This window comes from Hyphomonas sp. ske169, from assembly GCF_056850855.1.
The window spans coordinates 3,419,177-3,444,079 of the sequence record NZ_CP096146.1 but is presented as its reverse complement, the minus strand read 5'-3'; the positions used below and the strand labels follow the sequence as shown (position 1 = coordinate 3,444,079).

Annotated in this window: 21 protein-coding genes; 11 read left to right on the top strand and 10 right to left on the bottom strand. The window is 55.6% G+C overall.

All coding sequences use genetic code 11. From position 1 onward, the window contains the following. The first annotated feature begins 13 nt into the window (after positions 1-13). Genes MY069_RS16790 through MY069_RS16780 form a run of 3 tightly spaced genes read left to right on the top strand, consistent with a single transcriptional unit; the run spans position 14 to position 5,335 of the window. Positions 14-628: a hypothetical protein gene (locus MY069_RS16790; RefSeq protein WP_482794937.1), complete on the top strand. Its 615-nt coding sequence runs from the start codon at positions 14-16 to the stop codon at positions 626-628. Further along, a complete protein-coding gene (locus MY069_RS16785; RefSeq protein ID WP_482794936.1) occupies positions 585-2,066 on the top strand; it encodes a Y-family DNA polymerase in 1,482 nt (493 codons plus the stop codon). The genes MY069_RS16790 and MY069_RS16785 overlap by 44 nt, the downstream gene beginning before the upstream one ends. Next, entirely contained in the window at positions 2,063-5,335 is a 3,273-nt protein-coding gene (locus MY069_RS16780) for an error-prone DNA polymerase (RefSeq protein WP_482794935.1), read from the top strand. Before MY069_RS16785 ends, MY069_RS16780 begins: the two co-directional genes overlap by 4 nt. On the opposite strand, the gene MY069_RS16775 is transcribed toward MY069_RS16780, so the two are convergent. Further along, on the bottom strand, positions 5,268-6,935 hold the full coding sequence (locus MY069_RS16775) for a BCCT family transporter (protein ID WP_482794934.1): 1,668 nt from the start codon (positions 6,933-6,935) through the stop codon (positions 5,268-5,270). The two genes, MY069_RS16780 and MY069_RS16775, sit on opposite strands and share 68 nt — an antisense overlap. 289 nt (positions 6,936-7,224) lie before the next feature. Between MY069_RS16775 and MY069_RS16770 the strand changes: the two genes are divergently transcribed. The 3 genes from MY069_RS16770 (at position 7,225) to MY069_RS16760 (ending at position 12,354) form a co-directional block, all read left to right on the top strand. Continuing rightward, the gene (locus tag MY069_RS16770; protein ID WP_482794933.1) at positions 7,225-9,792 is read left to right on the top strand and encodes a TonB-dependent receptor; all 2,568 of its coding nucleotides are present in this window, start codon (positions 7,225-7,227) and stop codon (positions 9,790-9,792) included. A 67-nt stretch (positions 9,793-9,859) separates the two neighbouring features. Continuing rightward, positions 9,860-11,875 (top strand): tetratricopeptide repeat-containing sulfotransferase family protein, encoded by a 2,016-nt coding sequence (locus MY069_RS16765; RefSeq protein WP_482796728.1) that lies wholly within the window; start codon positions 9,860-9,862, stop codon positions 11,873-11,875. Next, a complete protein-coding gene (locus tag MY069_RS16760) occupies positions 11,872-12,354 on the top strand; it encodes a MarR family winged helix-turn-helix transcriptional regulator (RefSeq protein WP_482794932.1) in 483 nt (160 codons plus the stop codon). The genes MY069_RS16765 and MY069_RS16760 overlap by 4 nt, the downstream gene beginning before the upstream one ends. A 23-nt stretch (positions 12,355-12,377) precedes the next feature. On the opposite strand, the gene MY069_RS16755 is transcribed toward MY069_RS16760, so the two are convergent. From MY069_RS16755 to MY069_RS16745, 3 genes are read right to left on the bottom strand one after another with little or no spacing between them, the layout of a single operon-like run. Beyond that, positions 12,378-13,103 (bottom strand): phosphocholine cytidylyltransferase family protein, encoded by a 726-nt coding sequence (locus MY069_RS16755; RefSeq protein ID WP_482794931.1) that lies wholly within the window; start codon positions 13,101-13,103, stop codon positions 12,378-12,380. Continuing rightward, complete coding sequence (locus MY069_RS16750) at positions 13,100-13,780, bottom strand: HAD family hydrolase (protein WP_482794930.1); 681 nt, start codon at positions 13,778-13,780, stop codon at positions 13,100-13,102. Before MY069_RS16750 ends, MY069_RS16755 begins: the two co-directional genes overlap by 4 nt. Before the next feature lie 4 nt (positions 13,781-13,784). Beyond that, positions 13,785-14,918 carry a CDP-alcohol phosphatidyltransferase family protein gene (locus MY069_RS16745; protein WP_482794929.1) on the bottom strand — a complete coding sequence of 378 codons (1,134 nt, stop codon included), beginning with the start codon at positions 14,916-14,918 and terminating at the stop codon, positions 13,785-13,787. A 65-nt stretch (positions 14,919-14,983) separates the two neighbouring features. Between MY069_RS16745 and MY069_RS16740 the strand changes: the two genes are divergently transcribed. Next, positions 14,984-15,436 carry an HIT family protein gene (locus MY069_RS16740; RefSeq protein ID WP_482794928.1) on the top strand — a complete coding sequence of 151 codons (453 nt, stop codon included), beginning with the start codon at positions 14,984-14,986 and terminating at the stop codon, positions 15,434-15,436. Here the strand turns inward: MY069_RS16740 and MY069_RS16735 are convergent. From MY069_RS16735 to MY069_RS16720, 4 genes are read right to left on the bottom strand one after another with little or no spacing between them, the layout of a single operon-like run. Further along, positions 15,337-16,737, bottom strand: a complete 1,401-nt coding sequence (locus tag MY069_RS16735) for a lipopolysaccharide biosynthesis protein (protein ID WP_482794927.1) — start codon at positions 16,735-16,737, stop codon at positions 15,337-15,339. The two genes, MY069_RS16740 and MY069_RS16735, sit on opposite strands and share 100 nt — an antisense overlap. Further along, the gene (locus tag MY069_RS16730; protein WP_482794926.1) at positions 16,734-17,546 is read right to left on the bottom strand and encodes a nucleotidyltransferase family protein; all 813 of its coding nucleotides are present in this window, start codon (positions 17,544-17,546) and stop codon (positions 16,734-16,736) included. Before MY069_RS16730 ends, MY069_RS16735 begins: the two co-directional genes overlap by 4 nt. After that, complete coding sequence (locus tag MY069_RS16725) at positions 17,530-18,663, bottom strand: hypothetical protein (RefSeq protein WP_482794925.1); 1,134 nt, start codon at positions 18,661-18,663, stop codon at positions 17,530-17,532. Before MY069_RS16725 ends, MY069_RS16730 begins: the two co-directional genes overlap by 17 nt. Before the next feature lie 51 nt (positions 18,664-18,714). Continuing rightward, positions 18,715-19,191, bottom strand: coding sequence for a DUF2141 domain-containing protein (locus MY069_RS16720; protein ID WP_482794924.1), 477 nt, complete (start codon positions 19,189-19,191; stop codon positions 18,715-18,717). 136 nt (positions 19,192-19,327) lie between these two features. Here MY069_RS16720 and MY069_RS16715 point away from each other — a divergent pair, with 136 nt between their 5' ends. From MY069_RS16715 to MY069_RS16700, 4 genes are read left to right on the top strand one after another with little or no spacing between them, the layout of a single operon-like run. Further along, positions 19,328-20,512 carry an LptF/LptG family permease gene (locus MY069_RS16715; protein ID WP_482794923.1) on the top strand — a complete coding sequence of 395 codons (1,185 nt, stop codon included), beginning with the start codon at positions 19,328-19,330 and terminating at the stop codon, positions 20,510-20,512. Next, a complete protein-coding gene (locus MY069_RS16710; RefSeq protein WP_482794922.1) occupies positions 20,509-21,564 on the top strand; it encodes an LptF/LptG family permease in 1,056 nt (351 codons plus the stop codon). The genes MY069_RS16715 and MY069_RS16710 overlap by 4 nt, the downstream gene beginning before the upstream one ends. Next, positions 21,561-22,526 carry a diacylglycerol kinase family protein gene (locus tag MY069_RS16705; protein ID WP_482794921.1) on the top strand — a complete coding sequence of 322 codons (966 nt, stop codon included), beginning with the start codon at positions 21,561-21,563 and terminating at the stop codon, positions 22,524-22,526. The genes MY069_RS16710 and MY069_RS16705 overlap by 4 nt, the downstream gene beginning before the upstream one ends. Next, entirely contained in the window at positions 22,523-23,461 is a 939-nt protein-coding gene (locus MY069_RS16700) for a hypothetical protein (protein WP_482794920.1), read from the top strand. Before MY069_RS16705 ends, MY069_RS16700 begins: the two co-directional genes overlap by 4 nt. A 9-nt stretch (positions 23,462-23,470) precedes the next feature. Here MY069_RS16700 and spt read toward each other — a convergent pair whose 3' ends face one another. Then, positions 23,471-24,664, bottom strand: a complete 1,194-nt coding sequence (spt, locus tag MY069_RS16695; protein ID WP_482794919.1) for a serine palmitoyltransferase — start codon at positions 24,662-24,664, stop codon at positions 23,471-23,473. After that, positions 24,654-24,902 carry an acyl carrier protein gene (locus MY069_RS16690; RefSeq protein WP_482794918.1) on the bottom strand — a complete coding sequence of 83 codons (249 nt, stop codon included), beginning with the start codon at positions 24,900-24,902 and terminating at the stop codon, positions 24,654-24,656. Before MY069_RS16690 ends, spt begins: the two co-directional genes overlap by 11 nt. Position 24,903: the final 1 nt, after the last annotated feature.

The following is a 24,903-nucleotide window of genomic DNA, read 5'->3' as shown; positions in this document are numbered from 1 at the left end:
AAATAAGGAACAAATGGTTCCGGATGAGATCAAATCGCTCGCATCGCTCACGAGATTGAATGGGCATGGGCCGCCTGCCGTGCGGAACAAGCAGCCCGATTTGCGATCTCGCCGCATGCATGAGCTGACAGGGCCGGGCTCAGACTTCTTCGCGATTGTCTCTGCCGCTCAACATGCGCGCGATGTGATCTGGATCGCGCTTCGGCGGGATCTTGAGACCCTCTGCCCCTCTGGTCTGCAGGCTTATCTCGACCCCGATAGAGTGACCCTGGTTGAGGCGGTCTCGCGCGGCGAAGCCTTATGGGCCGCGGATCAGGCTTTGCGGGCGGAAGGCGGGTTTTGCGTCATTCTGGATAGCGCCGACGCTCTGTCGCTTAAGGAGAGCCGGCGCCTACAGCTGGCCGCAGAACAAGGCGGCGGTTTAGGGCTGATCCTGTTGCGCGGGCCAGCCGATAGCTCGGCCGCACAGACGCGCTGGGATTGTCGGCCAGTGCTCGCCGATCAACCAAGCTGGGCCTGGGACTGCGTGAAAGGAAAGAATGGCGAGGCCGGGACTTGGCATATCGCACATGACGGGGAGCAAAATGCCACGGATACTCTCCATATGGCTCTCGCAGCTGCCCCTTGATCGGCTTATCCGGGCGGGTGATCCAAGACTAAGCGGCGCTTTCGCCATAACCGCTGAGACGCGCAATGCGTGGCGGATCACACATCCGAATGAAGCGGCACGCCAAGCCGGCTTGCTCGCGGGCCAAGCGCTCGCAGATGCCCGCGCCATCTGCCCTGATCTTTTGACCGAACCGGCCCATCCTGTGCGAGAAGGCTTGCTTTTGAGAGCACTATGGCGGTGGGCGGACACACTATCGCCGCGGGTTGCGCTGGACGCGCCAGACGGGCTGATGCTCGACATTACAGGCTGCGCGCACCTGTTTGGCGGCGAGGTAGAGATGGGACACCACGCCCTCACCCGCTTGCACGATTTACAAATCCAGGCGCGCATTGGCATCGCGGATACGAAAGGCGCAGCGAGCGCCTTGGCGCGGTTTGGAACCGATCCGGTCTCAGTTGCCTCGCCGGGTCAAACCGCAGCAGCTATTGCTGACTTACCGATCGCAGCACTGGACCTACCAGAAGCGACATCAACCGGTCTCGCCCGCGCCGGACTAACGACAATTGGGCAGCTGCAAGCGCAGAAAACGAGTGAACTGGCGCGCCGATTTGGTCTCTCCTTGACGCAAGCCCTTGGCGCCACCGCTGGCACGAGCCCTGACCCGGTCACGCCAAAAGCCGCGGACCCCATCTATGCGGCTCGCATGACCCTGCCTGAACCGATTGGGTTCCTAGACGATCTGGAGCGTGTTCTGGAACGTCTGTCGGCGCGGATTTGCGATCGGCTGCAAACGGATCAAGCAGGCGCGCGGCAATTTCATCTCACCGTGCGATGTGTCGATACCGGGGATCATCATCTGACGATTGGGTTCGCGCGCCCCTGCTCTGATCCCGAACCAATCTTGCGGCAATTTTCTCACCCGCTTTCTAAGCTCGAAATTGAATATGGCGCCGACTGGTTTCGACTATCCGCCAGTCAGGTTGAGCCGGTTCGCTTCCGGCAATTATCGATGGGGGAAGATGCCAAACAAGCCGACCATCGCTTACAGCTGATCGAGACTCTCGGGAACAGAATAGGCTTCGATCATATCCGGGTGTTTAAAGCCTGTGATGCGCATGCGCCTGAGCACGAGTTTACTCAAGTTGAGGCCATACAAGAACCACCCGCTTGGCAAGCCGCGCCAAGACAGCGCCCGCTCCGACTATTTCGCCCGCCAGAACATGTTCAAGTCGAAACGCCAGGCCGGCCGCCCCTCACCTTCAAATGGCGACGGATGACCTTCCAGGCCCATACCGCATTCGGGCCAGAACGGATTACCCCGCCTTGGCATCGCGATCAGGATTTGCGCACCCGCGATTATTGGAAAGTTCAGACCCAGCAAGGCCGCAGACTCTGGCTGCTCAACTATCCCGGCGATGACACAGAAACCTGGTATGTGGCGGGAGAGTTTCCATGACTTATGTGGAGCTCTTTTCGATCAGCAATTTCACTTTCCTCACTGGCGCCTCACATGCCCAGGAACTGGTTGTCCGCGCGCGCCAGCTTGGGCTTGGCGGCGTTTCAATTACAGACCGGAATACATTTGCCGGAATCGTCCGCGGGCACAGCGCCGCCAAAGAGCTTGGCTTACGCTATATGGTTGGCACAAGGCTGGCGCTTGTGGATGGGACAGAGCTGCTGGTCTATCCTCGCAACCGCGCGGCGTTTGGCCAATTGTGCCGCTTGCTCACACTGGGCAAACGGCGAACCGTCAAAGGCGCGTGTGAGCTTTGTCTCGAGGATGTTCTGTCTCACTGCGGCGATTGCATCTTGGTCGCGTTTGATGGGCCAAAACTCGACGCCACACTGAAGGCTCTGCACAACGCTTTCGATGATCATGTTTTTGTCGGTCTTGCGCCTGAATATGATGGCCAAGACCAGATGCGGTTCAAGCGGCGCCAAACCCTCGCAGAGAAGGCCGGTTTGGAACTCGTAGCCCTCGGCAATGTCATCATGCATGCCGCATCCCGTCTCCCGCTTGCAGATGTTCTGTCCTGTATTCGCGAAGGCACGAGCATCGATAGGCTCGGTCGGCTTGCCCTACCCAATGCCGAGCGGAGACTAAAGTCTGAGCTTGAAATGCGCCGCTTGTTCAGGGCCTATCCAGACGCCATCGCAAATACCAGCCGCATCGCCGCCGCCTGCCCGTTTTCGCTTGATGAACTACGCTATGAGTATCCGGATGAGATCACTGATGGGCTCGCCCCGGATGATCGTTTGCGCAAGCTAACCGAACAAGGCTTGCAGCGGCGCTATCCAGATGCCGTGCCTTTGAAAATCCAAGCCATGGTCGAAAAGGAGCTCAAGCTCATCTCAGAGCTGAATTATGCGCGCTATTTTTTGACCGTGCATGATGTTGTCAGCTTTGCCCGATCGAAAGGGATCTTGTGCCAAGGGCGCGGCTCAGCGGCCAATTCTGTTGTCTGCTATGCACTCGGCATAACCGAAGCCTCCCCCGACATGATCACAATGGTGTTCGAGCGGTTCATCTCTGAGGCACGCAATGAACCGCCCGACATTGATGTCGACTTCGAACATGAGCGTCGTGAGGAAGTCATCCAACACATCTATCAGAAATATGGGCGCGAGCGGGCCGGTCTATGCTCGACTGTTGTCCACTTTCGCTCGCGGCGGGCCATCCGCGAAGTTGGCAAAGCCATGGGCCTATCAGTTGATGTCGTCTCAGCGCTCGCCAGTCAGGTCTGGGGCGTCTCAAGCTCTGACCTTGAAGACGAGCGGGCAAAAGCCGCCGGGCTGGACGTCACGGACCGGCGACTGCGCCAAACCCTCGACCTTGCGAAACAGATTATCGGCTTTCCTCGTCATCTCTCGCAACATGTCGGCGGCTTTGTCATCACCAAAGGCCGCCTGGATGAGCTTTGCCCGATTGAGAATGCCGCAATGGCCGACCGCACGGTGATCGAATGGGACAAGGACGATATTGAAGCGCTTGGCATGCTCAAGATTGATGTTCTCGCCCTCGGCATGCTGACCTGTATCCGCAAATGTTTTGATCTTCTCACGGCCTGGAAAGGGCAGACTTACACGCTTGCAACCCTGCCACAGGAAGATCCTGTCGTTTACGACATGCTCTGCGAGGCCGATACAATCGGCGTCTTTCAAGTCGAGTCGCGGGCGCAGATGAATTTCCTGCCGCGCATGCGTCCGCGAACCTATCAAGACTTAATCGCGGAAGTCGCCATCATCCGCCCCGGCCCCATCCAAGGCAATATGGTCCACCCCTATTTGCGGCGTCGTCGCGGTGAAGAAGAGATCATCTATCCCTCAGAAGATCTGCGCAAAGTCTTGGAACGGACCTATGGCGTACCGTTGTTTCAAGAACAGGCCATGCAGATCGCAGTTGTCGCCGCAGGGTTCAGTCCCACCGAGGCGGATGCGCTGCGCCGCGCGCTGAACGGGTTCCGTCGCCAAGGCGCGGTCGAAGATTTCAAAGAGCGCTTCATCGCGGGCTGTCTGGAGCGCGGTTATGAAAAAGACTTCGCTGAGAATTGTTTCAAACAGCTCGAAGGCTTCTCAAGTTATGGTTTTCCAGAGAGCCATGCCGCGAGTTTTGCGCTGCTGGTCTATGCCTCTTCATGGATCAAGTGCCATCATCCGGAAGTGTTTTGCTGCGGGCTTCTGAACGCGCAGCCAATGGGCTTTTATGCGCCGGCCCAAATTGTACGCGATGCGACCCAACATGGCGTCACGGTCTTACCGGTCTGCGTAGAGAACAGCTTTTGGGACAATGTCCTCGAGCCCTTGCCGAATGGCGGATTGGCGGTGCGCTTAGGGTTTCGCCAGATCAAAGGCTTTGCTGAAGAGGATGGCCATTGGATCGCCGCCGCACGAGGAAATGGATACGGTTCTGTTGACGCTATTTGGCGGCGAGCTGGCTTAGGCAAAGGTGCGCTTAAAAAGCTCGCTGGCGCCGATGCGTTTGCTACATACGGCCTTGGCCGAAGGGACGCCCTATGGGAAGTCACAGGCCTTGGCGGGGATCGGCCATTGCCTTTGTTTGAGCAAACCGGCGAAGGTCTTCCAAGCGAGGTGGCCCAGCTCCCGCCGCTCAGCCTCTCTGAATCCGTGTTCGAAGATTATGTCGCGACGCGTCTGACGCTTCGCAATCACCCAGTCGGCTTATTGCGACCACAGATGCCAGCCTTCGCGCAAGCAGATCGGCACCGAACGACAGCGGATGGCGCGTGGCTCTCGGTCGCTGGCCTGGTCATCACGCGGCAACGGCCAGGAACGGCGAGCGGTGTAATTTTCATGACCCTTGAGGATGAAACATCTGTTTCGAATGTCGTGGTTTGGCCAAAGACCTTTGCCAAATTCCGCAAAGAAGTGATGGCCGGGCGCCTTTTGCATGTGCGGGGAAAACTGCAACGCGAAGGCCCGGTGACGCATATTATCGCGAGCCATATTACAGACTATTCTTACTTGCTCGACGGGCTCGGCTATCCCGAGTTCTCTGGTGGCCGCATCGATCCTTCAAGCGACAGTGCCGATGAAGCCAAGCGCCCCGTCCACGATCATCGCAGCGGCCCACGCGGCAAACAAGAAACAGAGACCGATGAGATCACTCGCGAACTGCAACAAGCGCATCGCGCGCGTCTCATCTCCGGCGCAAGACACCCGCGCGAACAAGCCAAGAAGCTATTCTACAGCAGGGACTTCCACTAGCAGGGCCCTGCCCATAATTCTCGCCGTACATGTCTTCACGCATGCCGAGAAACAGGCTGACGCAACAAATCAGGAGAATAAATGTGAACGGCAATGCGGCCGCAATCGTTCCAGCCTGCAACGCCTCCAGCGCCGATGTGCCGCCGCCATAGAGCAAAGCAGACGCCGTTAAACCTAACATACAGGCCCAAAACACGCGCTGCGCCACCGGCGCATCGGTCTTGCCACCAGACGTGATCGTATCCACCACCAAGGCACCTGAATCGGCTGAGGTCACGATGAACACGACCAAGAGACCAATTGCGATCATCGAGGTGATCCCGCCCCATGGTAAAGCTGCGAGCATTTGGAACAGAACCGTCGACGAGCTGACAATCCCGCCAGATAGATCGCCAATACCATTCTCATATTGGAAGACCGCGGTCTCACCAAAAGCCGTGAACCAGACAACACAAATCGCAAATGGCGCGATTAGGACGACCGCAAAGAACTCGCGCACGGTGCGGCCGCGAGAGATCCGAGCGATAAACATGCCGACAAATGGCGACCACGAGATCCACCAAGCCCAATAGAAAATGGTCCAGTCGTGGAACCAGGCCGTGTCTTCCCGACCGATCCAATTGGTCAGCGCCGGCGTGTCGGCAAAATAGGCCAGAAGGTTCTCCCACATCCCGGTAAAGATCAGAGTGGTCGGGCCGGCGACCAAGACGAAGACCAAGAGGCCAAATGCAACAATCATATTGATATTGCTGAGCAGTTTTACACCGCCATCCATCCCGCGCACAACCGATATGACCGCCAGCGCCGTCATCGCGGCGATCAGGCCGATTTGCACCCAAATGTTCGGCTCAAAATCAAACATATATCCCAGGCCACTGGCCGCTTGTGTGCCGCCTAGGCCAATCGTGGTCGCCAATCCAAAGATCGTCGACACCACCGCAAACAGATCAATGATATGGCCAGGCCACCCCCAAATTCGATCCCCGAGCAGCGGATAGAATGCCGAACGGATAGAGAGTGGCAGGCCCTTATTATGCGCGAAAAAACCGAGCGACAGGCCGACCACAGCATAGATCGCCCATGGCGCCAGCCCCCAATGGAACAGCGTGGCGCTGAAGGCCAGCCGATCAGCGTCTGGCGTTCCGGGTTCGGCGCCCAAAGGCATACCGAACCAATCTGTATGATAGGCGAGCGGTTCTGCTGCGCCCCAAAACATAAAGCCAATCCCAACCCCTGCCGCGAACAGCATCGCGATCCAAGAATGCATCTTATATTCAGGGGATGCCTTGGCGCCTCCCAATCGAATCCGTCCGAGTGGGGAAATCGCGAGCGCCAGGCAAAAAAGAAAAATCACCACGGGCGTTGCCGCAAATAGCCAATCAAAAGATTGAACCGTGTGGGCCCGCGCCGCGCTCAAAAATGCACCAGAGGCTTCCGGGAAGACCAAGGTCATGCCGCCAAAAAGCAAAACAAGGCTCGCGGCGAGAAAGAATACGGGATTGTGTACATCCAGGCCGAGCAGCTCGACATTGTCCTGCCCGATCTCATACTCAGTCTCATATTCGCTGTTCGAGATTCTGACTTCATCCGTATCGAGCATGGACCACCGCTAAATTGGCTAAGCCTTGCTCTTGCACCAATTATGTCGATGCTCAAAGCATTAGACGCACCCTCACCCGGTATGCGCCTTTCGCTCGCGACGGAAACTGAGGTATAATTACCACATTCGGGTGCCTTATGCCGAACCAGAGTGCCGAATCGCAGCTCAATTTGTTTCCACCGTCGAACTATTTGGTATGGAAGCCCACCATCGATCGATCGTGATTCTTGTGAGCCCTGCGTAATTCGACGTGGGCCTGCGCGGTCAGAGCAACCCCGAGGGATAAAAAATGTATCGACTTATGAGTGGCGTCTCATTGATCGCCATGTCTGGTCTTTTTGGCTTCAGCGCCGCCGCGCAAGACGCCGAAGATGGCGAAGCGCGCCGCCTCCAACAGGTCACGGTGACCGCCACAAAACGTTCCGAAAGCGCGCAGAGCATTCCTGTCGCCGTCAACGCCATCGGAGAGCAAGAGCTCGAAGCGCTTGGGGTCAAGAATTTCAACGACTATCTCATTCAGCTGCCAGGTGTGACGGCAGGCGGCTCCGGCCCTGGCCAGAACACGATTTACATTCGCGGTTTGGCGTCGACCACGCCAAACCTGACGACTGCAGGCGTGGCTGGCTTAGCGCCAAACGTGGCCTTCTATCTCGACGAACAGCCACTCGGCCAGCCGGGGCGTAACCTTGATGTCTATGCCGCAGATCTGGAGCGCGTCGAAGTGCTGTCCGGGCCTCAGGGCACTCTGTTTGGCGCAAGCTCGCAAGCCGGTACGGTTCGTCTGATTACAAACAAGCCCGATTTCACAGACTTTGATGCGGCCCTAAAGGCGTCCACCTCTTTCGCTGATGGCGGTGAGATGAGCAATAGTGTCGAAGCCATGCTGAATATTCCCGTGTCAGATCGTTTCGCGGTCCGCGGCGTAGTCTATTCAGACAATCAAGGCGGATACATCGACAATGTTGGCGGCATTCGTAGCGTTCAAGAATCCGCCCGTTTCCGGCCCGCTGGCACAGTCCGCTCAAATGGCGTGCCTGTCTCTGCAGGCCGCGCTGGCTTCCAAGCTGGCGCAGATCTGTCGGCGGTGAACTTCATCCCGGCCAACAATGCGAGCCTCGCCGAAAACGATTTCAACGATACCAGCTATGCGGGCTTCCGCCTCAGCGGTCAGTATGACTTTAATGACGATTGGAGCTTGCTCGTCACCCACGCGCAGCAACAGATCGATAGCGAAGGCGTCTTCTTCGCCGATCCTGAGCTCGATGATTATGACATCCAGCGTTTCTCTGATGATGAGATTGAAGACAGTTTCCACAATACAAGTTGGACCCTCGAAGGCCGTCTCGGCATGCTGGAGGCGCTCTATACTGGCGCCTATACAGAGCGAACCACCGATCAGACCGTCGACTATTCCGACTATCTCTTCGTGGGTCAGTACCTGCCTTATTATATCTGTGACGGCTCGGTGACCTATCCCGGCGCGGCGGCGCCAACCGGGACCTGTCAGGCCCCGAACCTGTTTGTGAACTCATCGACGGAAACCACGGTTCAAACCCACGAACTCCGCTTCAACACGCCGCGTGAAAACCGCTTCCGCGCGACGTTTGGGGCGTTCTATTCGGATCTCGAACTGACTGAGCTGAATGATTTCACCTATCCTGGGTCTGAGTTTGCGGTTGGGTTTAACGGAGAACTCGGCTTTGCTCCGAACTTCCCCCTGACGAACACGTCTGTCACCGGCGAAGTTGGCAATGCCGCACCGGGCTATTTCAGCGATCCTGGCCCCTTCCCGGCTGGCGTGATTTTCCGAAATGACGTCTTGCGTACGGATGAGCAGCTCGGTGTATTTGGCGAAGCGACGTTTGACATCTCGGATCAGTTTGCCGTCACCTTCGGCGCGCGCTGGTACGATATTGAGGTTGATCTGGAAGGCTCTGCCAACTCTTCCTTCTTCAACTTGGGGCAAACCGATGATGCCCAGGCTTTCGGAACCAATATCTCAGCTCAGTTCGCGCCGAACAATACCGTTGGCGCGCCGGATAAAGCGTCCACGGATGGCGTCATCTACAAGCTGACCGGAACCTGGACGCCGAATAGCGATATGCTGTTTTACGCAACATACTCCGAAGGCTTCCGACCAGGCCTGTTGAACCGGCCTGGTGGCGCCGCTGGCCCGAACGGATTCACTGTGCCGTTCGCGGTGGATACGGATGAAGTTCAAAACTATGAGCTCGGCTGGAAAACAGAATTGTTCGACAATTCGTTACGCTTCAATGGCTCGGCTTTCTTCGTTGAAGTCGAAGGCCTGCAGACGACGATTTTTGATCCATCAATTGTGAACCTGTTCTTCTCAGACAATGCAGCGAATGCGGAAATTTCCGGCATTGAGGGCGACTTCACCTGGGCGCCCTTCGAGGTCGATGGCCTGACAATTGCGGGCGCCTTCTCTTTGCTCGACACTGAAGTCACGGACGTCCTGACACCGACAAATGACGTGCTAGAAGGCAGCGATCTCGCCTTCGCACCGGCTTGGCAGGGCAATGTCCGCGTCCGCTACGAGTGGGATCTGGAGCGCGAAATCGCTGGCTCAAACCTGACCGCACACATCATGCCGCAACTGGTCTTCTCCGATGACTCGGTCAGCGACATTATCGAGATCAACAAAACCGATGTTGACGGTTACGTGACCCTCGGAACCACGCTGGGCGTCACAGCAAATGACTGGTCTGCTGAATTGTTCGCAACGAACCTGACCAATGAATATGCCGAGCTGAGCAACAATTTTGTGTTCGATCGCGAGCGGGTTACCCCGCTTCGTCCGCGGACGATTGGGGTTCGCGTTGGTTATGATTTCTAAGCGTAACGCCTAATCCTTTTGAAGGCAGCGTCTTGATCCGTCAGGACGCTGCCTCTTTATGAGCAAGATGAGCGCCGACCCGTCCTCCCCTACGCACGCAGACCGTCTCCAACAGGCGCAAGCGGCGATGCGTGCTGGTCAGTTCGGAGACGCGGCTGAGATCGCCGCACAAATTCTTGAATCCGAGCCCGACCATATGGATGGCCTCTATATGGCGGCCGTCGCAGCGCGCTATCTCGGTCAGAGCGCTGCTGCGCGCGACTATCTGCAGACATTGAAACAGGTCGCGCCCGATTATGGCCGTGCCTTCCAAGAAGAGGCTCATCTTCTCAAAGGCATCGGCCTCAATGATCAGGCACTGACGGCTTTTCAGAGCGCCACGCGATGCAATCCGGCCCTGACGGCGAGCTGGCAGGCACAGGTGGACTTGTTCCGGCTTTCCGGTCGCGCTGCAGAAGCCGACCAAGCACTGGCCCAACTCACTCGAATAACGGCTTTGCCGCGGGAACTGCTCGCGGTGACCAATCACCTTTATGAAGGGCGCATTTTGCGGGCTGAGGAAATTGCCCGCGCGTTTCTCCAGAAGCACCCTCAGCATATTGAAGGCATGCGTCTGCTCGCGGATATCGGTTCACGCCTGGGCGTCCACGAAGATGCTGATTTCCTGCTCGAAACCGCGATCGCACTTGATCCAGATAATATCCAATTGCGCATCGATCACATTCAAGTCTTGCGCAAACGCCAAAAATTTGGCGCTGCCTTGGAGGAAGCCGAAGCGCTCCTGAAGCGAGATCCTGACAACCCGGTCTTTCTCTCCCTATTCGCGATCGAGAGCATGCAAGCTGGACAATACGAAACCGCCTTAGACGCTTTTGATTGTGTACTTAAGACGCTCCCGGAAGATCCAGCGACGCTAACCTCCCGCGGTCATGCCCTGAAGACTTATGGCCGGGCGCAAGACGCGATTGCCTCTTATCGCGCGGCGATCGAAGCAGCGCCGCATTATGGCGATGCCTGGTATGCGCTCGCAAACCTCAAGACGTTTCGGTTTGAACCCGCGGAAATCGCGCAAATGGAAACGCTGCAGCGCCAGCCCGAGCTCAGCTTCATGTCGCGCGTCCACCTGGCCTTTGCACTCGGCAAGGCTTTTGAGGATGCCGAAAATTATGCCCGCGCTTTTGACAATTATGAGCTTGGCAACGCCCTGAAGCGGAAACAATCACGCTATTCCACCGAGCAGATGCAGGCGGAGTTTGCGGCGCAGAAAACACATGTGACCGAAAATGTGATTGGCGCACAGAGTAACAAAGGATGCTCGGCGCCCGATCCGATTTTCATTGTTGGACTCCCCCGTGCTGGCTCGACGCTAATCGAGCAAATCCTCGCCTCGCACAGCCAGGTCGACGGCACATTGGAGCTGCCAAACATCTTGTCGCTGGCGCATCGGCTTCGTGGTCGCAACCTGCTAAGCGATCGCGAACGATATCCGCGCATCTTGGGTGAATTGTCAGCCGCCGAACTCGAAAAGCTCGGCGAGGACTATATCGAGAATACGCGAATCCACCGCCAAGGCGCGCCGTTCTTTACCGACAAAATGCCGAATAATTTCAGGCATATCGGCTTGATCCACCTGATCCTACCGAACGCTAAAATCATCGACGCCCGGCGCGCGCCTATGGATTGTTGTTGGTCGGGTTACAAACAGCTCTTCGCCGAAGGGCAAGAGTTCACATACGGGCTAGAAGAGATCGGACACTATTATCGCGGCTATGTCGATCTGATGGATCATTGGACCGAAATCTTACCCGAGAACCGGATCTTGAAAGTACAACATGAAGAAGTGCTGGCTGATCTTGAGGGACAAGTTCAACGCATTTTGAACTATTGCGGATTGCCCTTTGAACACGCCTGCGTAGAATTTCATAAAACAGATCGCGCCGTACGCACGGCAAGCTCTGAACAAGTTCGACAACCCATTAGTCGCGCGGGGCAAAATCAATGGCGACCATTCGAAACCTATCTGACGCCACTGAAGAAGGCGTTGGGCGAGACGCTGAGTGCGGATCACTGGAACAGCCAATGAGTAAGCGGTCGGAAGACGCGCTTATCGCGCTGAGACAGATTCAGCGCCGCACCGAGCAGGCATCGAAGCGTCTGGCCTCGATGGCGAGTTTGACGCCATCGCAATTGCTGGTCATGCAAATCTTGCAGGAGCGCGGCGAAGTTTCAGCCGGGGAGCTGTCAAAACTGACGCAGCTTAAACACGCGACGATCACGAGCCTGGTCGATAAGCTGGCCGCGCGGAACATGGTGACGCGCCGCCGCTCCGATCAAGACCGGCGACGAGTTTGGGTTACGCTCCTGCCAGGAGGCGTTAAAGCGATCACATCCGCGCCAGACCTGCTGCAAGACACTTTTGAGGCCCGATTCCAGACTCTTCCAGATTGGCACCAAGCGATGATCGTCTCATCCCTCGAACATGTCGCCACGCTGTTAGATGCCGAAGAGCTCGAAGCGGCGCCAATTCTGGATGTTGGCGCTCTGGACGAACGTCCCACCTAGTCCACACTTATGGAAAAATTTGGCTAGGCTTTCCCGAACAAAGATTGGACGATCGCATAATCGTCCATCGTATCAAGTTCAGCCCAGGTCAGCCCTTCGATTGAGAAAGTCGAAACTTCCGTCTCGGTTTTCGCGAGCGCGTCAATCGCGCTTAGAAACCAAGCCTGAACCCCATCGCCCGTGCGCATCATCTGGTGAAGCTTGTCCGAGAACAATTTCGGACCGTTTTGCATAAACCGCAAAAAGCCAATCGACTCACCATGAGTTTCCGTCGGGCCGAGTGTTTTTCCGATCGCAGTTAAGCTCGTGCCCTCCAGCGTGACTTTCATATCGTCTGAATCATAGTCCGGTTTTTTATCGATCGTCACTTGGATGTCATTGGCCGGGCTTTGCAGCACCTGCTCCGCCAATGCGAACTCAAACAGTGTATCGCCATTTATCAGCAAGAAATCTTGATCCATATGCGCGCGCGCCATCCAACAGCTGGCAAGATTATCGGCAACTTGATAAAACGGATTGTACAGCGTCTGCACGGCCATTGGCCCGGAACGACCGGCGACTTCTTCTTCGACCCGCGCTGCCATAAAACCAGTAATCACAATCGCTTCATCGACGCCCGCCCGCTCGAGTGTATCGAGTTGCAAGCTCAGAACCGTCGTGTCGCCGATCGCCAAGAGGCATTTTGGAAGCGTTTCAGTGAGCGGTAGGAGGCGGGACCCTCTGCCCGCGGCCAAAATGATGGCTTTCATGATGCTGTTTCGACCATCTGTTCTGACTCCCAGTCCTCTACTCGAAATCCAGCCATAGCAGCGATACGCGTCAGTCCGCGACAAGGATTTACAGCCACAGGCTGATCAGCCCATTCTAAAAATGGTGTATCCGATACATGATCGCTATAGGCCGCAATTGGACGCGCAAAAGATGCGCTCTGATCCGCCGCCAGAACCGCTTCGAGTTTGGCGGGGCCATAGCAGTTTTCTCCGTCCAGTCTTCCCGTCAGGGTTCCGTCCGCAGACCATTCGAGCTCTGTGCAGATCACATAGTCTATTCCGAGCTTTTTCGCGATGGGACGGGCCACCAATTCAGCCGCAGCGGTGGCCATAACCAAACGATCACCAGCTCGACGATGCTGCTCAAGCACGGACAAAGTGCGCTGCCGAAGGCCCGAACGAACTTCTTCCTCGGCAAAGGTCTCAGCAATCGCTTCAAGTTTTTGGCGAGGCGCCCAGCTGATGGTTTTCAGTCCGTGCTCTTTGACAGAACACCGCGATACCAAGCCGAGCTTATAGAGGATTGCGTGAAACCCAAGCAGGGGCAAACGAAGATAAAAAGACGGCCGCGCCTTATTCACCTGAAAGACATAACGCGACCAGGTTCCGGTGCGCGTCAGGGTTCGGTCCATATCGAAAATAGCAGTTCCAGGCATGATCTTAGGTATCCATAAATGAACGAACGGCGTCACGAGTGGCAAATGCCTGAATCAGCCTGATAATATGGAACGGAACGCAGATAAGTGTCCATACAGCGATAAGAATAAAGCCCCAGACTGGTAGACCGACTAGCGTTAAAATCATAAAAATCAAAAGATTAGGATTACGGCGCGCTGTGATTTCGCGCATAAAAGCATCTATCGGACGCCAAACATGGATATGGAATCCGAAGGCCCGCATGAAGATCCCTTCGGTCACGCGACCGACGACATACCCCACAAGAATGATGACCAATGATGGCAGCAGCCATGGGTGCGCCGCCCCGGTCGCGAGCAGTCCAACATACATCGCGCCATACCAAAATGGTGGATGGATGAGATCGATCCCATGATCGTAAATATTGCCCCACGCTGAGTAAGTCATGGTGGTCCGCGCCAGCTTGCCATCGACTGTGTCGAGGAAGGTCATCCCCCACCCTGCAAGAATGGCCGGGATCCACGCGCCAATCCAAAAATAGTAAAAGGCTAAACAGACCAGCGCCAAACTCACCGTGGTAACCATGTTCGGGGTCAGCCGCAGGTTCGCGCACAAGCGCGTCACGTGTAGCGCCGGCTCAGGCCAGACGTATTTGGTGACCAGATCCGTGACGCCCTTATAGGAGCCCTTGAACAAGCGCCGCTCAATTTGGGCCGGGGTGTGAGAGAATAGAGACAACGCATATGGCGCTTCGCGTTTACGCAAGGCTTTGTCATAATCACCAACAAAATCATCCATATAGCCAGGCTCAAGCCCAGCTTTTTTAAGCTCATCCCAATCTGGGTTGATTGAATTGACCAGCGCAGCATGGGTCTCCGCGCCGATAGCGTCAGAATGAACGATCGCGATACGTTCTTGGTCGGGCGTGTCTTTCACGATCAAAACGGCACCCGGGCGCGCAAGCAAGCTTTTGGCGAGGGCGGGCGATACGATCCAATCGCTCCCAACGCAAAACGCGCCATCCGCTGCAACGCTATCGGCGCCAAGCTTTTTCCATGTTCGAGATTGCCATTCCTCAAGTTTCAAGCCCCAAAGCTTGACAGGAACTTCGCCAACCAGTCGAACTCTTGGCAACGCAACGTGTTGCGATCCATCCATTATCAGCCCCTACAACCCGACAAAACGCCTATCTCTCACTCATAGACACCATCACAGAGATTATGATGACGGAATACAATCCAACTTTCTTTAAATTCAATGGTCCTGCAACAGTTATTGCGAAATATGCGCACTGGTCAGTCCTGGTTCGCCCCAAACAGTGCACATTGGGAGCATTGGTCCTCGTCGCCAACGGGCCAGAGACTCAGTTTTCTGATCTGCCTTCAGAAGCGTTTCAGGAGCAAGAGCAGGTCATCCGCGATATTGAACAGGTTTTATCGACCCAATTTGGCTACGATAAGATCAACTATCTGATGCTGATGATGGTCGATCCGAACGTGCATTATCATGTCCTGCCGCGATATAGCAGCTCGAAAACCTATGAAACGTGGTCGCTGGAAGACGGCGGTTGGCCGGGTCAGCCGGACTTATCTGGCGGCTCAGACGACCCCGAGCTTGTGTCATCGCTCGTCGCTTCGTTGAAAACGGCTTGGCCAGCGGCGTCCCGTGCGAATTGAGCGCGGCTAAGCGCGATGGTGGTGGCGATTACGAGCCCAATGCCGGTCCCGATGACCATCGCCCATCCGGGACCGGATGTGCCCATGGTCCGCGCGAGAATGACGAATAAGGCCAGCGTTAGAGAGACCGAAATCGCTTGCGCCAGGGTCGCATATCCAGGATTTCCAAGCGCATAGAGACCTGAATAGATCGGCGCCGCTGCCCCCATAAGAGCTGCCGAAATCACCAGCATCGTTGCGATGGGCACAACGCCAACATAGCTCTGTTCAAGCGCGACAGTGAACAAGGATGGGCCGACAAAGCGTATCAAAAGCGCCAGGACCACGCCTGCCAGAAGCAAAGATAGGCTGGTTCTGACAATGATGCTGATCGCCCGTGCGATCTGGCCAGACATCATCAGCCGAACAAGCTCGGGATATAAAACTTGATTGAGCAACCGCGCGCCCTTGCCCAAAACGTCAGACACATCGCGCGCGATCTTGAACAAAGCCGCAAATCCCGGCCCTAGCAAAACGCCAGAGAGGAGCGTCGGCATTTGTTTGTCGAACAAGACGATCGTCGAATCGATGTTCGACATCCAAACATAGTGCCAGATCCCTTTTTCGGGCGCTTTCAGCGTCGGCCGCTTGTCGAACAATCCTTTGAGTTGGTCGCGGCGCGATATCTCGAGATAGGCAAGCACAGGCATCACAACGTTCGTTGCCGCACTGGCCGCCATCCACACTAAGATGAACCAGGCGAGGCCGCCACCGAATATCAGGCCCAGCGTTGCCCCTACCAACCGCACGATCGGGACGGTTTGCTCATACAGGCTGATCAGGTCGAAGCGATCATATAATCGAAGCAGGCCGAGTGGGCTCGATCTAAAATTAGTCGCCGTCAAGAGACAGTAGGCAAAAGCGTACCAGAAGACATCATCAGGAAGCCGTAAAAAGGAATAGACAAAAAACAGCACGGTCACGCTGAGTCCCGCAGCAAAAATCGCTGCCGTCAGATCCAGGCCGATTGTGAACCTCAAAAGCTTATGGAAGCGTGGCAGGTCGCCAGCTTCGGAAGGTTTCGCGCCGAATTGGATCAAAACCTGCCAAGATTTGAATGTCGCAACCCCCGTCATCAGCGCCACGAATGCGTGCAGCAGCAATAACCCGCCCAGTTCTTCGATTGTTAGCGCCCGCGCGGCAATCGCGAGCACGAGTAAGCCAACCAGTGCGGCGGAGGTCTTCCCGCCAAACAACAAGCCCATATTCTTCAATATTCGCCCGACCACACCGTCAGATTGAGGAGTTGCGGTCTCACTCATGCTGGTCGCTCACTCAGAACGCGTTCGACCAAAGCCAGATCGGCGAGTGTATCGACATCAACGGCGGCATCCGCATAGGGCAAGATCACCGGCCTCACGCGCACTCCCAGTCGGTTGGATAGGATTCGGAACACATCCTCGACCGGTGGTCGGCCGATCAACAGACGCAGCGCGGTGAAAACGCCAAAGCGCCAAGCAATTTTCCAGGGCTTCTTTCGGTCCTTTTCTGCCGCCTGCCAGAAGGCAACCACTTTTGCGGCATCAGGCGCTTTTAGGCAGAACAGATTGCAACTTGAATAGGCTCCATCGCCAAGCTTCAGGTAGGTTCGGGCAACATCCGGATAGGCCTTCTCAATGTCTTCTCGCCGCGCCAGCGCCACAGTCATGCCAGCATCTAGCGGATTGGTTTTGTTGACAAAATCATTGATGATTTCCGGGGTCAGCAAGGCATGATCGCAGGTGGTGATCAGTGCGGGATATGGATTTTTGGTTTGCGCAAGCGCCTTGGAAACGCTGGCGGCTGGACCATTCTCTCCCGAAACTACACCCATATTCGGCCAGGCTTCAGCGCCCTGCAATGCCGCGTAATTTTCCAATCCAATTACGGTGACCGGACCGGCACAGACACTCCGATCAACCGCATCTAAAACGCGGCCAATCATCGACCTACCCGCAACGGGAATATGCGCTTTAGACGAAACCTGATGCGCCTCTGCCAGCGCATCGCCGCTAGCGCGCGCGCCCGCGAGGACAAACACCGACCAAGGCTGGGTCTGCTGCGGAGCCAGCTGATCAGAGGGATTTGTCATAGATCCGGTAGGTCTTGTAACGGTCGCAGTCATAGATATCAGCCAGACCCAAAAGGTCTTTATTGGTTTCTAATACCCACGAAAATTCGACTTCGCGAACGCCTTTCGCATGTTGCGCATTCAAACACGCTTCCCACGCCCCAACCGTTGCGGTCATGCCTCTTCTCGTCTTGTGAAATTTCTTGCGGGTTCCCGCCAGCGGTATGCGCGCAGATTTCACCCCCGCGATCTTGATCCGATAGAGCAGCGTCGCCCAGCCAAAGGGAAATAACCGGCCATCCAAGCCGAGTGTCGCCTCATTCAGATTGGGAATCATCAGCGTAAAACTGGCGGGCTCACCATCGACAAAGGCAATCCAAAGCGATTCAGACTGCAGCACCGGCTTCATCGAGTCGGCGAGAAATTTTGCTTCATCATCGCTGATCGGCAGGAAGCCCCAATTGTCCGCCCAGGCGTCGTTGAAAATACCAACGATCAAGGCAATGTCTTCGTAAAGCCGCGACATGTCTAACGCCCGCACGGTAATCTGGGGATCTTGGTCAAACCGTTTCTTGATGCGCGACACAAATGGCGGCGTTGAAAACGCTTCGCCCATGCGATGACGCAAAGCGTACATGTCCATCGCCTTTTGATAACCGGCTTTCTCAACCAAGCGGGGAAGATCCCGCCGGCCATACGGCATCATGACACTTGGCGGGGTGTCGAATCCGTCGACCAAAAGTCCGCACTCGTCATTAACCGAGAAATTACAGGGGCCCGCGATCCGCGACATCCCCTTCTGGGCGAGGTCATTCTCAGCGGCCTGCAGCAAGGCCGACACCGTTTCTTCGTCGGTCGCATTCAGTGTATCCAAAAAGCCGAAATGTCCGGTTTGGTCATTGTGGTTTTCGAGATGTTTCGGGTTTACGAATGACGCGATCCGTCCAACGATTTGCTGATCTCGACGCGCAAGAAACAGGCTCGGATTTAGGCTCTGCAAGGCTTGGTTCTTTTTAGGATCAAAGTGTTCCAGCCGTTCGATCCTCAACGGCGCACGCCACTGCGCCTCACCGCGATATGCCTGATAAGGCAACTCGACGAAGCTTTTGATATCGCTCGGATTTTCTGCGCGAGTCACGATTACCGTCATAGCGGATAGTTGTACTCGCGCGATTTATGGGAGCAAGCGCTATTTCACGAGCGCGATAGTGATTGCCGCACCTTCGGCCGGGACTTCGAATTCGGCCTCTTCAAATTTCGGCACGGCCCATCTCAGTTTCGGATTGGTCGACAACCCAAACGGCTCTTTCGGCATGCGATTCCACTTTTGATCAAGGTCGCGATTGGCATTCTTATCGTGGTACGCGGCGACGGCATATCGCCCCGGCGCCTGCGTTTCAAAACAAACCGTTTGCGGGCCATCTTCAGCTGCAACTCTAATCCGATGAATTCTCGACTCTTTTTTCAAAAAGTCGCGCTTGCTTGGGCGATAAAGCTCAACGGCGAGAATACCTTTGGCTGACACACCCTGCACCGTGACCTGAACCTGACCGGTTCCCGGCGCGCACACGGCTGCAGCTTCGTAATCCCGAATATCGAGCTCGGCTTGCGCCAATGCCCCCGGCGCGAAGCCGATCATGGCTAGTATGAGTAAGCGAACAAACATTCCGCTTCTTCTCCACAACTCGTGTCAAAAAATAGGCGAAATAAGCACCACCGCAATCAAGTTTTTGTGTTCACCACATGAAAATGCACGGCAGATGAACAGGTGTACACATTCGAAAAGTGAGTTAATCATCCTTATGCAGCGTATTCAGCGATACATTTTCAGAGAATGCATTGGTGTTTTTGGCGGGCTGGTGCTGCTGATCGTGAGCATCTTATTGCTGGAGCGCTTACTGAGGATTGCTGACTTAGTTTCGCGTTCTCCCGGCAATTTCAATGAAGCGGTCTTTATGATCGCCAACCTGATCCCGCATTATGCGGGGATCGCGATTCCTGCAGCCTTTTTCCTTGCCGTTTTAATCACCGTGAGCCGGATTAGCCGGAGCGGCGAGCTCGTGGCCATTTGGGGCATGGGAAAGTCGCTCTTCATGATCTCCCGACCGTTCATGGTCATGGCCGTCTTGCTGGCAAGTGCCCTCCTCATCACCTCTGCCATTCTGCAACCGGTCTCCCGTTATCAGTATCGCAGCTTGGTCAGCTCCATCGCCGAATCCAGCATTGAAACCGTGTTCATAGAAGGCAAGTTCGTGGAGGCCGAGAATTGGACAGTCTGGACTGAAAATGTCGAGCGGAACAGCGGCGCATTAGACAGTTCATTCATACTCGAACGCCTACCGACAGGCGGACAGCGCATCATCGTCTCGGAAACCGGATCCCTAGTTAGAGGCGCCGGGACGATCTCTCAGATTAAGCTCGACAATGGTATGGGCGCAGAGATCAAACCGGATCAATCGCTTGGCTCGAGAGTTGATTTTGACTCACTGAAATGGCGCCCGCCGGATGCCTTGTCGCAATTCCGGCCGCGTGGAAAAGACGTGCGCGAACTGATGCTCTGGGAGTTATGGGCGCCGGCAACAGCAAATCCTTCATCCTTGAATGCCGACATCGAACCAATCGACGCGTGGGCTTCCATCCACGATCAGTTGGCGCGCTTTGTCTTGATTCTAATTTTGCCATTAATCGCGGTGCCGTTTGGATTGAGCTATGGCCGCAACCCGCCGTCGAACGCGATTTTGATTGGCCTGGTCACGCTAATCGCGATCCAGCAATTGTTAGAGCTCGGCAAATCGATGGCACTCGATGGAGATGTGCCACACTGGGCTGGAAGTTGGGGCGTCATGGCTGTGGTCAGCGCATTCTCAATCGCGCTGTTCTTGCGCAGCGCCACGACAATGGCTCAGCCGCCGCTCTCTAGTCTGCCTTCTATCCGCCTGCCGCGCTTGTCTAAAGCAGGGGATGAAACGGAGCCCTCGTCCACATGAAGCTGGTTAGGCGCTACTTCGAGCGGCTGTTCTTGGGGCGCTGGTTCGTCACAACCTTTGCGTTGCTGGCGCTGCTAAGCGTCGTCGACTCGATCGGTGCCGCAGACATATTGCCAGAAGATGCGGGCACGCAGGACGCGATAATATACTCGCTTCTTCGCCTGCCCTCTCTCTACAATCGGATCTTTATGTTCGGCCTGTTTGTGAGCCTTTTAATCACATTCATTTCGCTGATCCGGCGCCAGGAATTGGTAGGCTTTGTCTCGATGAGCGTTTCGCCATTGATGCAAGTAAGAGCCTTGGTGCGACCGGTCTTACTGGTCACAATTGCGTCTTTGGTTTTCATCGACCAGGCCTTACCGCGGACGGTTTCTGTGCTGGAAAACTGGCTCGGTGTTGGCGCCTTTATGGAGGAAGATGCAGGCAAGCCGCGCGCGCTGTGGATTGCTGATGATCGCTCATTCGTCGAGATTGGTGGTTTACGCGGTAACGTCTTGTCTGATGTCGTTGTCTACCATCGCGATGGCGCCAAAGAGGTTGAGGCGATCACTTATGCCGACCAAATTCAATATACCGATCAGGGATGGCAGTTCAGCAATCAACGAACCATCTCGCTGTCCGGCGACGAAACGCCAACCCCGACCATGTGGCAAACCGGGCAGACGCCGACCACGTTGCAGAAGCTCGGGACCTCACCGCGCAATCTATCGCTCGCCGATCAATACAAGTTGTCTCAGCTCAGAGGCTCGGGCGTGCGACCGTCGACGGCCTATCAGGTTTGGTTCTTTGATCGTTTGACCATGCCGATTGTCGCTTTTGGCTTTATTCTCATCGCGGTTCCCCTGATGCAGACCCTGGGGCGGCGACAGACGGGTGATCAGCGTTTGATGATGGGCATCGCGATTGGGTTCGCCTATTTCATCTTTGATGGCGTGCTGAAGACGGTTGCCGAAGGCGGCGGGGTTTCTGTACCAATGGCGGTCGGGCTTCCAATCCTTTTGCTGCTCGGCTTAGGCATCCATCTGAATCTAGAAACTGAGCGGGTCAAATGACGCCAACGCCGATATTTGTCATCAACCCTAAGAGCCACAAAGTTGATTTAAACGGCTCAACCCTTTCGCGGGTGGCGGTCGAGTATGGCGATATTCCGATTGTCTATTTCGATGGATCCACGCCGCTCGGCGATTTGATCCTGCCGCTTTTGTTGGAAGGTCGAGACACGATCTATGTCGAAGGTGGCGATGGTACCGTCTTGGCCGCTTTAACCGCGTGTTTTGAGCACTACGCCGCTGGACACAAGCTGCCGCAAATCGCCATCCTGCCCGGCGGCAGCACCAATCTTGCCTATAAGAAACTTGGCCTTCATGTCGCCGAAGTCGATGCGCTAAAGCGCAGCCTTAGCCGTGTGCAAAACGAGGAAAAAGCGCACACGGTTGAGACCCATAATGCACTTCTGGTGGAGACGTCAGAAACCACAACGCCGCTTGTCGGCTTCCTGCTGTCGACCGGGTCGCTGGCGCGTTTGATGCTCTACACCCAGCAAAACCTCCATGGAAAGACCCGCGGCAGCGTCTCCATCGCGCGGGCAATTCTTCAACTCGGCCTGTTTCCGCAATCGACAAAGTACCAAGACGGACTGCCCGTGGTCCGGCCGTCACAATTCACAGAGATTTCCGCATGCGGCTCGACACAATCAACCGAGCAAGCCTTCTCCCTCTTCTCGACCTTTCATGAATTAAGCCTAGGCCTCAGCCCATTCTGGGCGCGCGGCGATCATTCGATTGGTCACACCCAAGCCGCGTGGCCGATTAAACGGCTCAGGTCCGGGATCGCGAAAGCCGTTCTCAGCAAATCGAGTGAGGGTTTGGCGCGGCATGGCCTCACAAGCTCCGGCTGCGAAGCCATCAGCTTTCAATGTGACGGACCAGTTGTGTTCGACGGCGAAGAGCTTTCAATGCCCGCTGATCAGACTTTTAAGGTGAGTGTTTCCCCGCCTTTGGAATTCCTGCGATGAGACCAGCTCCAGACATCTCCAATATCAGAGCGATCATCGAGCAAGAGCAGCGCCCGATCGGCGATCGCGCGGAAGCTCTGGTGGCCGAAATCCGGCGCAAACATAAAGGCGCCGAAAAAGCATTGCTTTTTTACGGCTCTAGCCTCCGCGCGGGCGAGGCTTCTGGGAAAATGCTCGATTTCTATGTCTTGGTCGATCGCTATCGCGACGTGCATGGCTTTGGCTTGAAACAATTCGGATCATTCTTGGCACCGCCTAGTGTACATTATTGCGAAGCCGAAGGCCCGAATGGTGAGCGTCTGCGCAGCAAATATTCGATTGTCAGCTTGTCAGCCTTTCGGCGGCGAGCGCGCGGTGCAGCGCTCGAGTCCATGTTATGGGCCCGCTTTGCGCAGCCGACGCTATTGATCTGCTCCGATCCAGACCTTCGCGACGATCTTCTTGATACGCTGGCGCATGCGACGCAGCATTTCTTGGCAGAGACAGCACCTCTGCTCTCTGGTGAGGTCAAGCAAACCGCGATTTGGGAACGCGGCCTGAAAGAAAGTTATCAAACAGAGCTTCGTCCAGAAGACGCCACTGGCCGATCCCAACAAATCGTGGCCAAGCATGCTGAGCGATATGCCGAGCTGGCAGTAGCTGCCTTCCCGAATGATTCATCGGCCGCAACGATCACCATGCCGGACGCAGGAATGTTCAGCAGAAATCTCTGCCGTATGAAATGGTTCACACGCCGGGTTGTGGGAAAGCCGATGGGGGCGTTTCGCGTCTTAAAGGCGTTTTTTACGTTCGATGCCGGGCTCGATTATATCTTGGAGAAGATCAAATCACATAGCGGCGCGGAAATCGAAGTCAGCGATCACGCTCGCAAATACCCGCTATTGCACGCGCCGGTTTTGGCCTGGCGTCTCTTTCGAAAGGGCGCATTTCGTTAGACGGACCGCCTAGGTCAGGTTTGAGAACGCCTTCAGCACATGATCGATTTCGTCGGCGGAATGCGCTGCGCTGACGCTAAGACGAAGCAAGCTTGTTCCCCCAGGTGTTGCCGGCGGGACCGCCAAATTGACATAGACGCCCTGCTCAAACAGTTCGTTCCATTCCCGCACCGCGGTCACCTCATCCGGGCGCCGGACCGCTATGACAGGAGAGGCAGGCGCGCAAAGATCAAATCCCATCTCCGCCAATCCACCATGCAGCTTGTTAGACATCGCCCAGAGCGACTCCCGCAGCTCGGGTTGTTTTTGAAGCTCATCTAAAGCCGCCCGCGCCGCCGAAATATTCGCAGGAGCGCCAGAGGCAGTGAACATATAGGCCCGGCTGGTCAGGCGAATACTCTCAAATTCTGGATGCTTTGAAACACAGAACCCGCCAATCGAGGCGAGGCTTTTCGAGAATGTGCCTGAGATGAAATCAACATCCTCAAATACGCCTTTGGCCTCAGCAATCCCACGACCTTTCTCACCAAAACAGCCCACCGAATGGGCTTCATCGACAAAGATCATCGCGTCATGCGCGTGCGCGACTTCGACCAATTCATCTAGCGGCGCGACATCGCCAAACATCGAGTACATACCCTCGACGACGACGAGCCTCGCGCCTGTCTCCGGTAGGCGCTGCAGGCGCTTGTTCAGGTTTTCTGGATCATTGTGCCGAAAGCGATGCGTGGCGGCATCGGTCAACCGACACGCATCATAGATGCAGGCGTGGCTGTCAGCATCTATGAGGATATGATCATCGCCGCTCGCAAGCGCGCTGATCGCGCCTAAATTGGTCTGATAGCCAGTGGTAAACACAATTGCGCTTGCAGCGCCGAAATAGGCTTTCAGCTCTTGTTCGAGCGCCGCGTGATCACCATAGGTGCCATTGGCTTGCCGGCTGCCCGTGGTCGCAGATCCAAGGGTCTCGATCGCGTCAATCATGGACCGGCGAACATTCTCATTAAAGGTCAAACCAAGATAATTATTGGTCCCGACCAGCGTAATTTCACGCCCTTCAAACAAAGCTTTTGTTGGGGTGAGGATTTTCTCAAACGGCACACCAATTGGGCTTGTGCCCAGCAGCTTGGCCATTTCATGCCGCTCTTTAATCGCCGTAAATTTGTCGAATAACGGCTTGGTCTTTTTGGCTTTAGTTAGCACCGATCAAGTCATCCACTACTTTAACAAGCTCGCCGACCGTATGGGTCGTCGAAATCAACTCCATTGAGATGCTGATATCATAAGCATCTTCAACTTCCATAATCAAATCAAAGACATCGACAGAATCGATCTCAAGGTCCGCAACAATTTTCGTATCCAGGGTAACGTCCGTTCCTTCTGGTACATACTCTGCCAGAACGGAACAGATTGTTGCAAATATCTTTTTCTGATCTGCCACT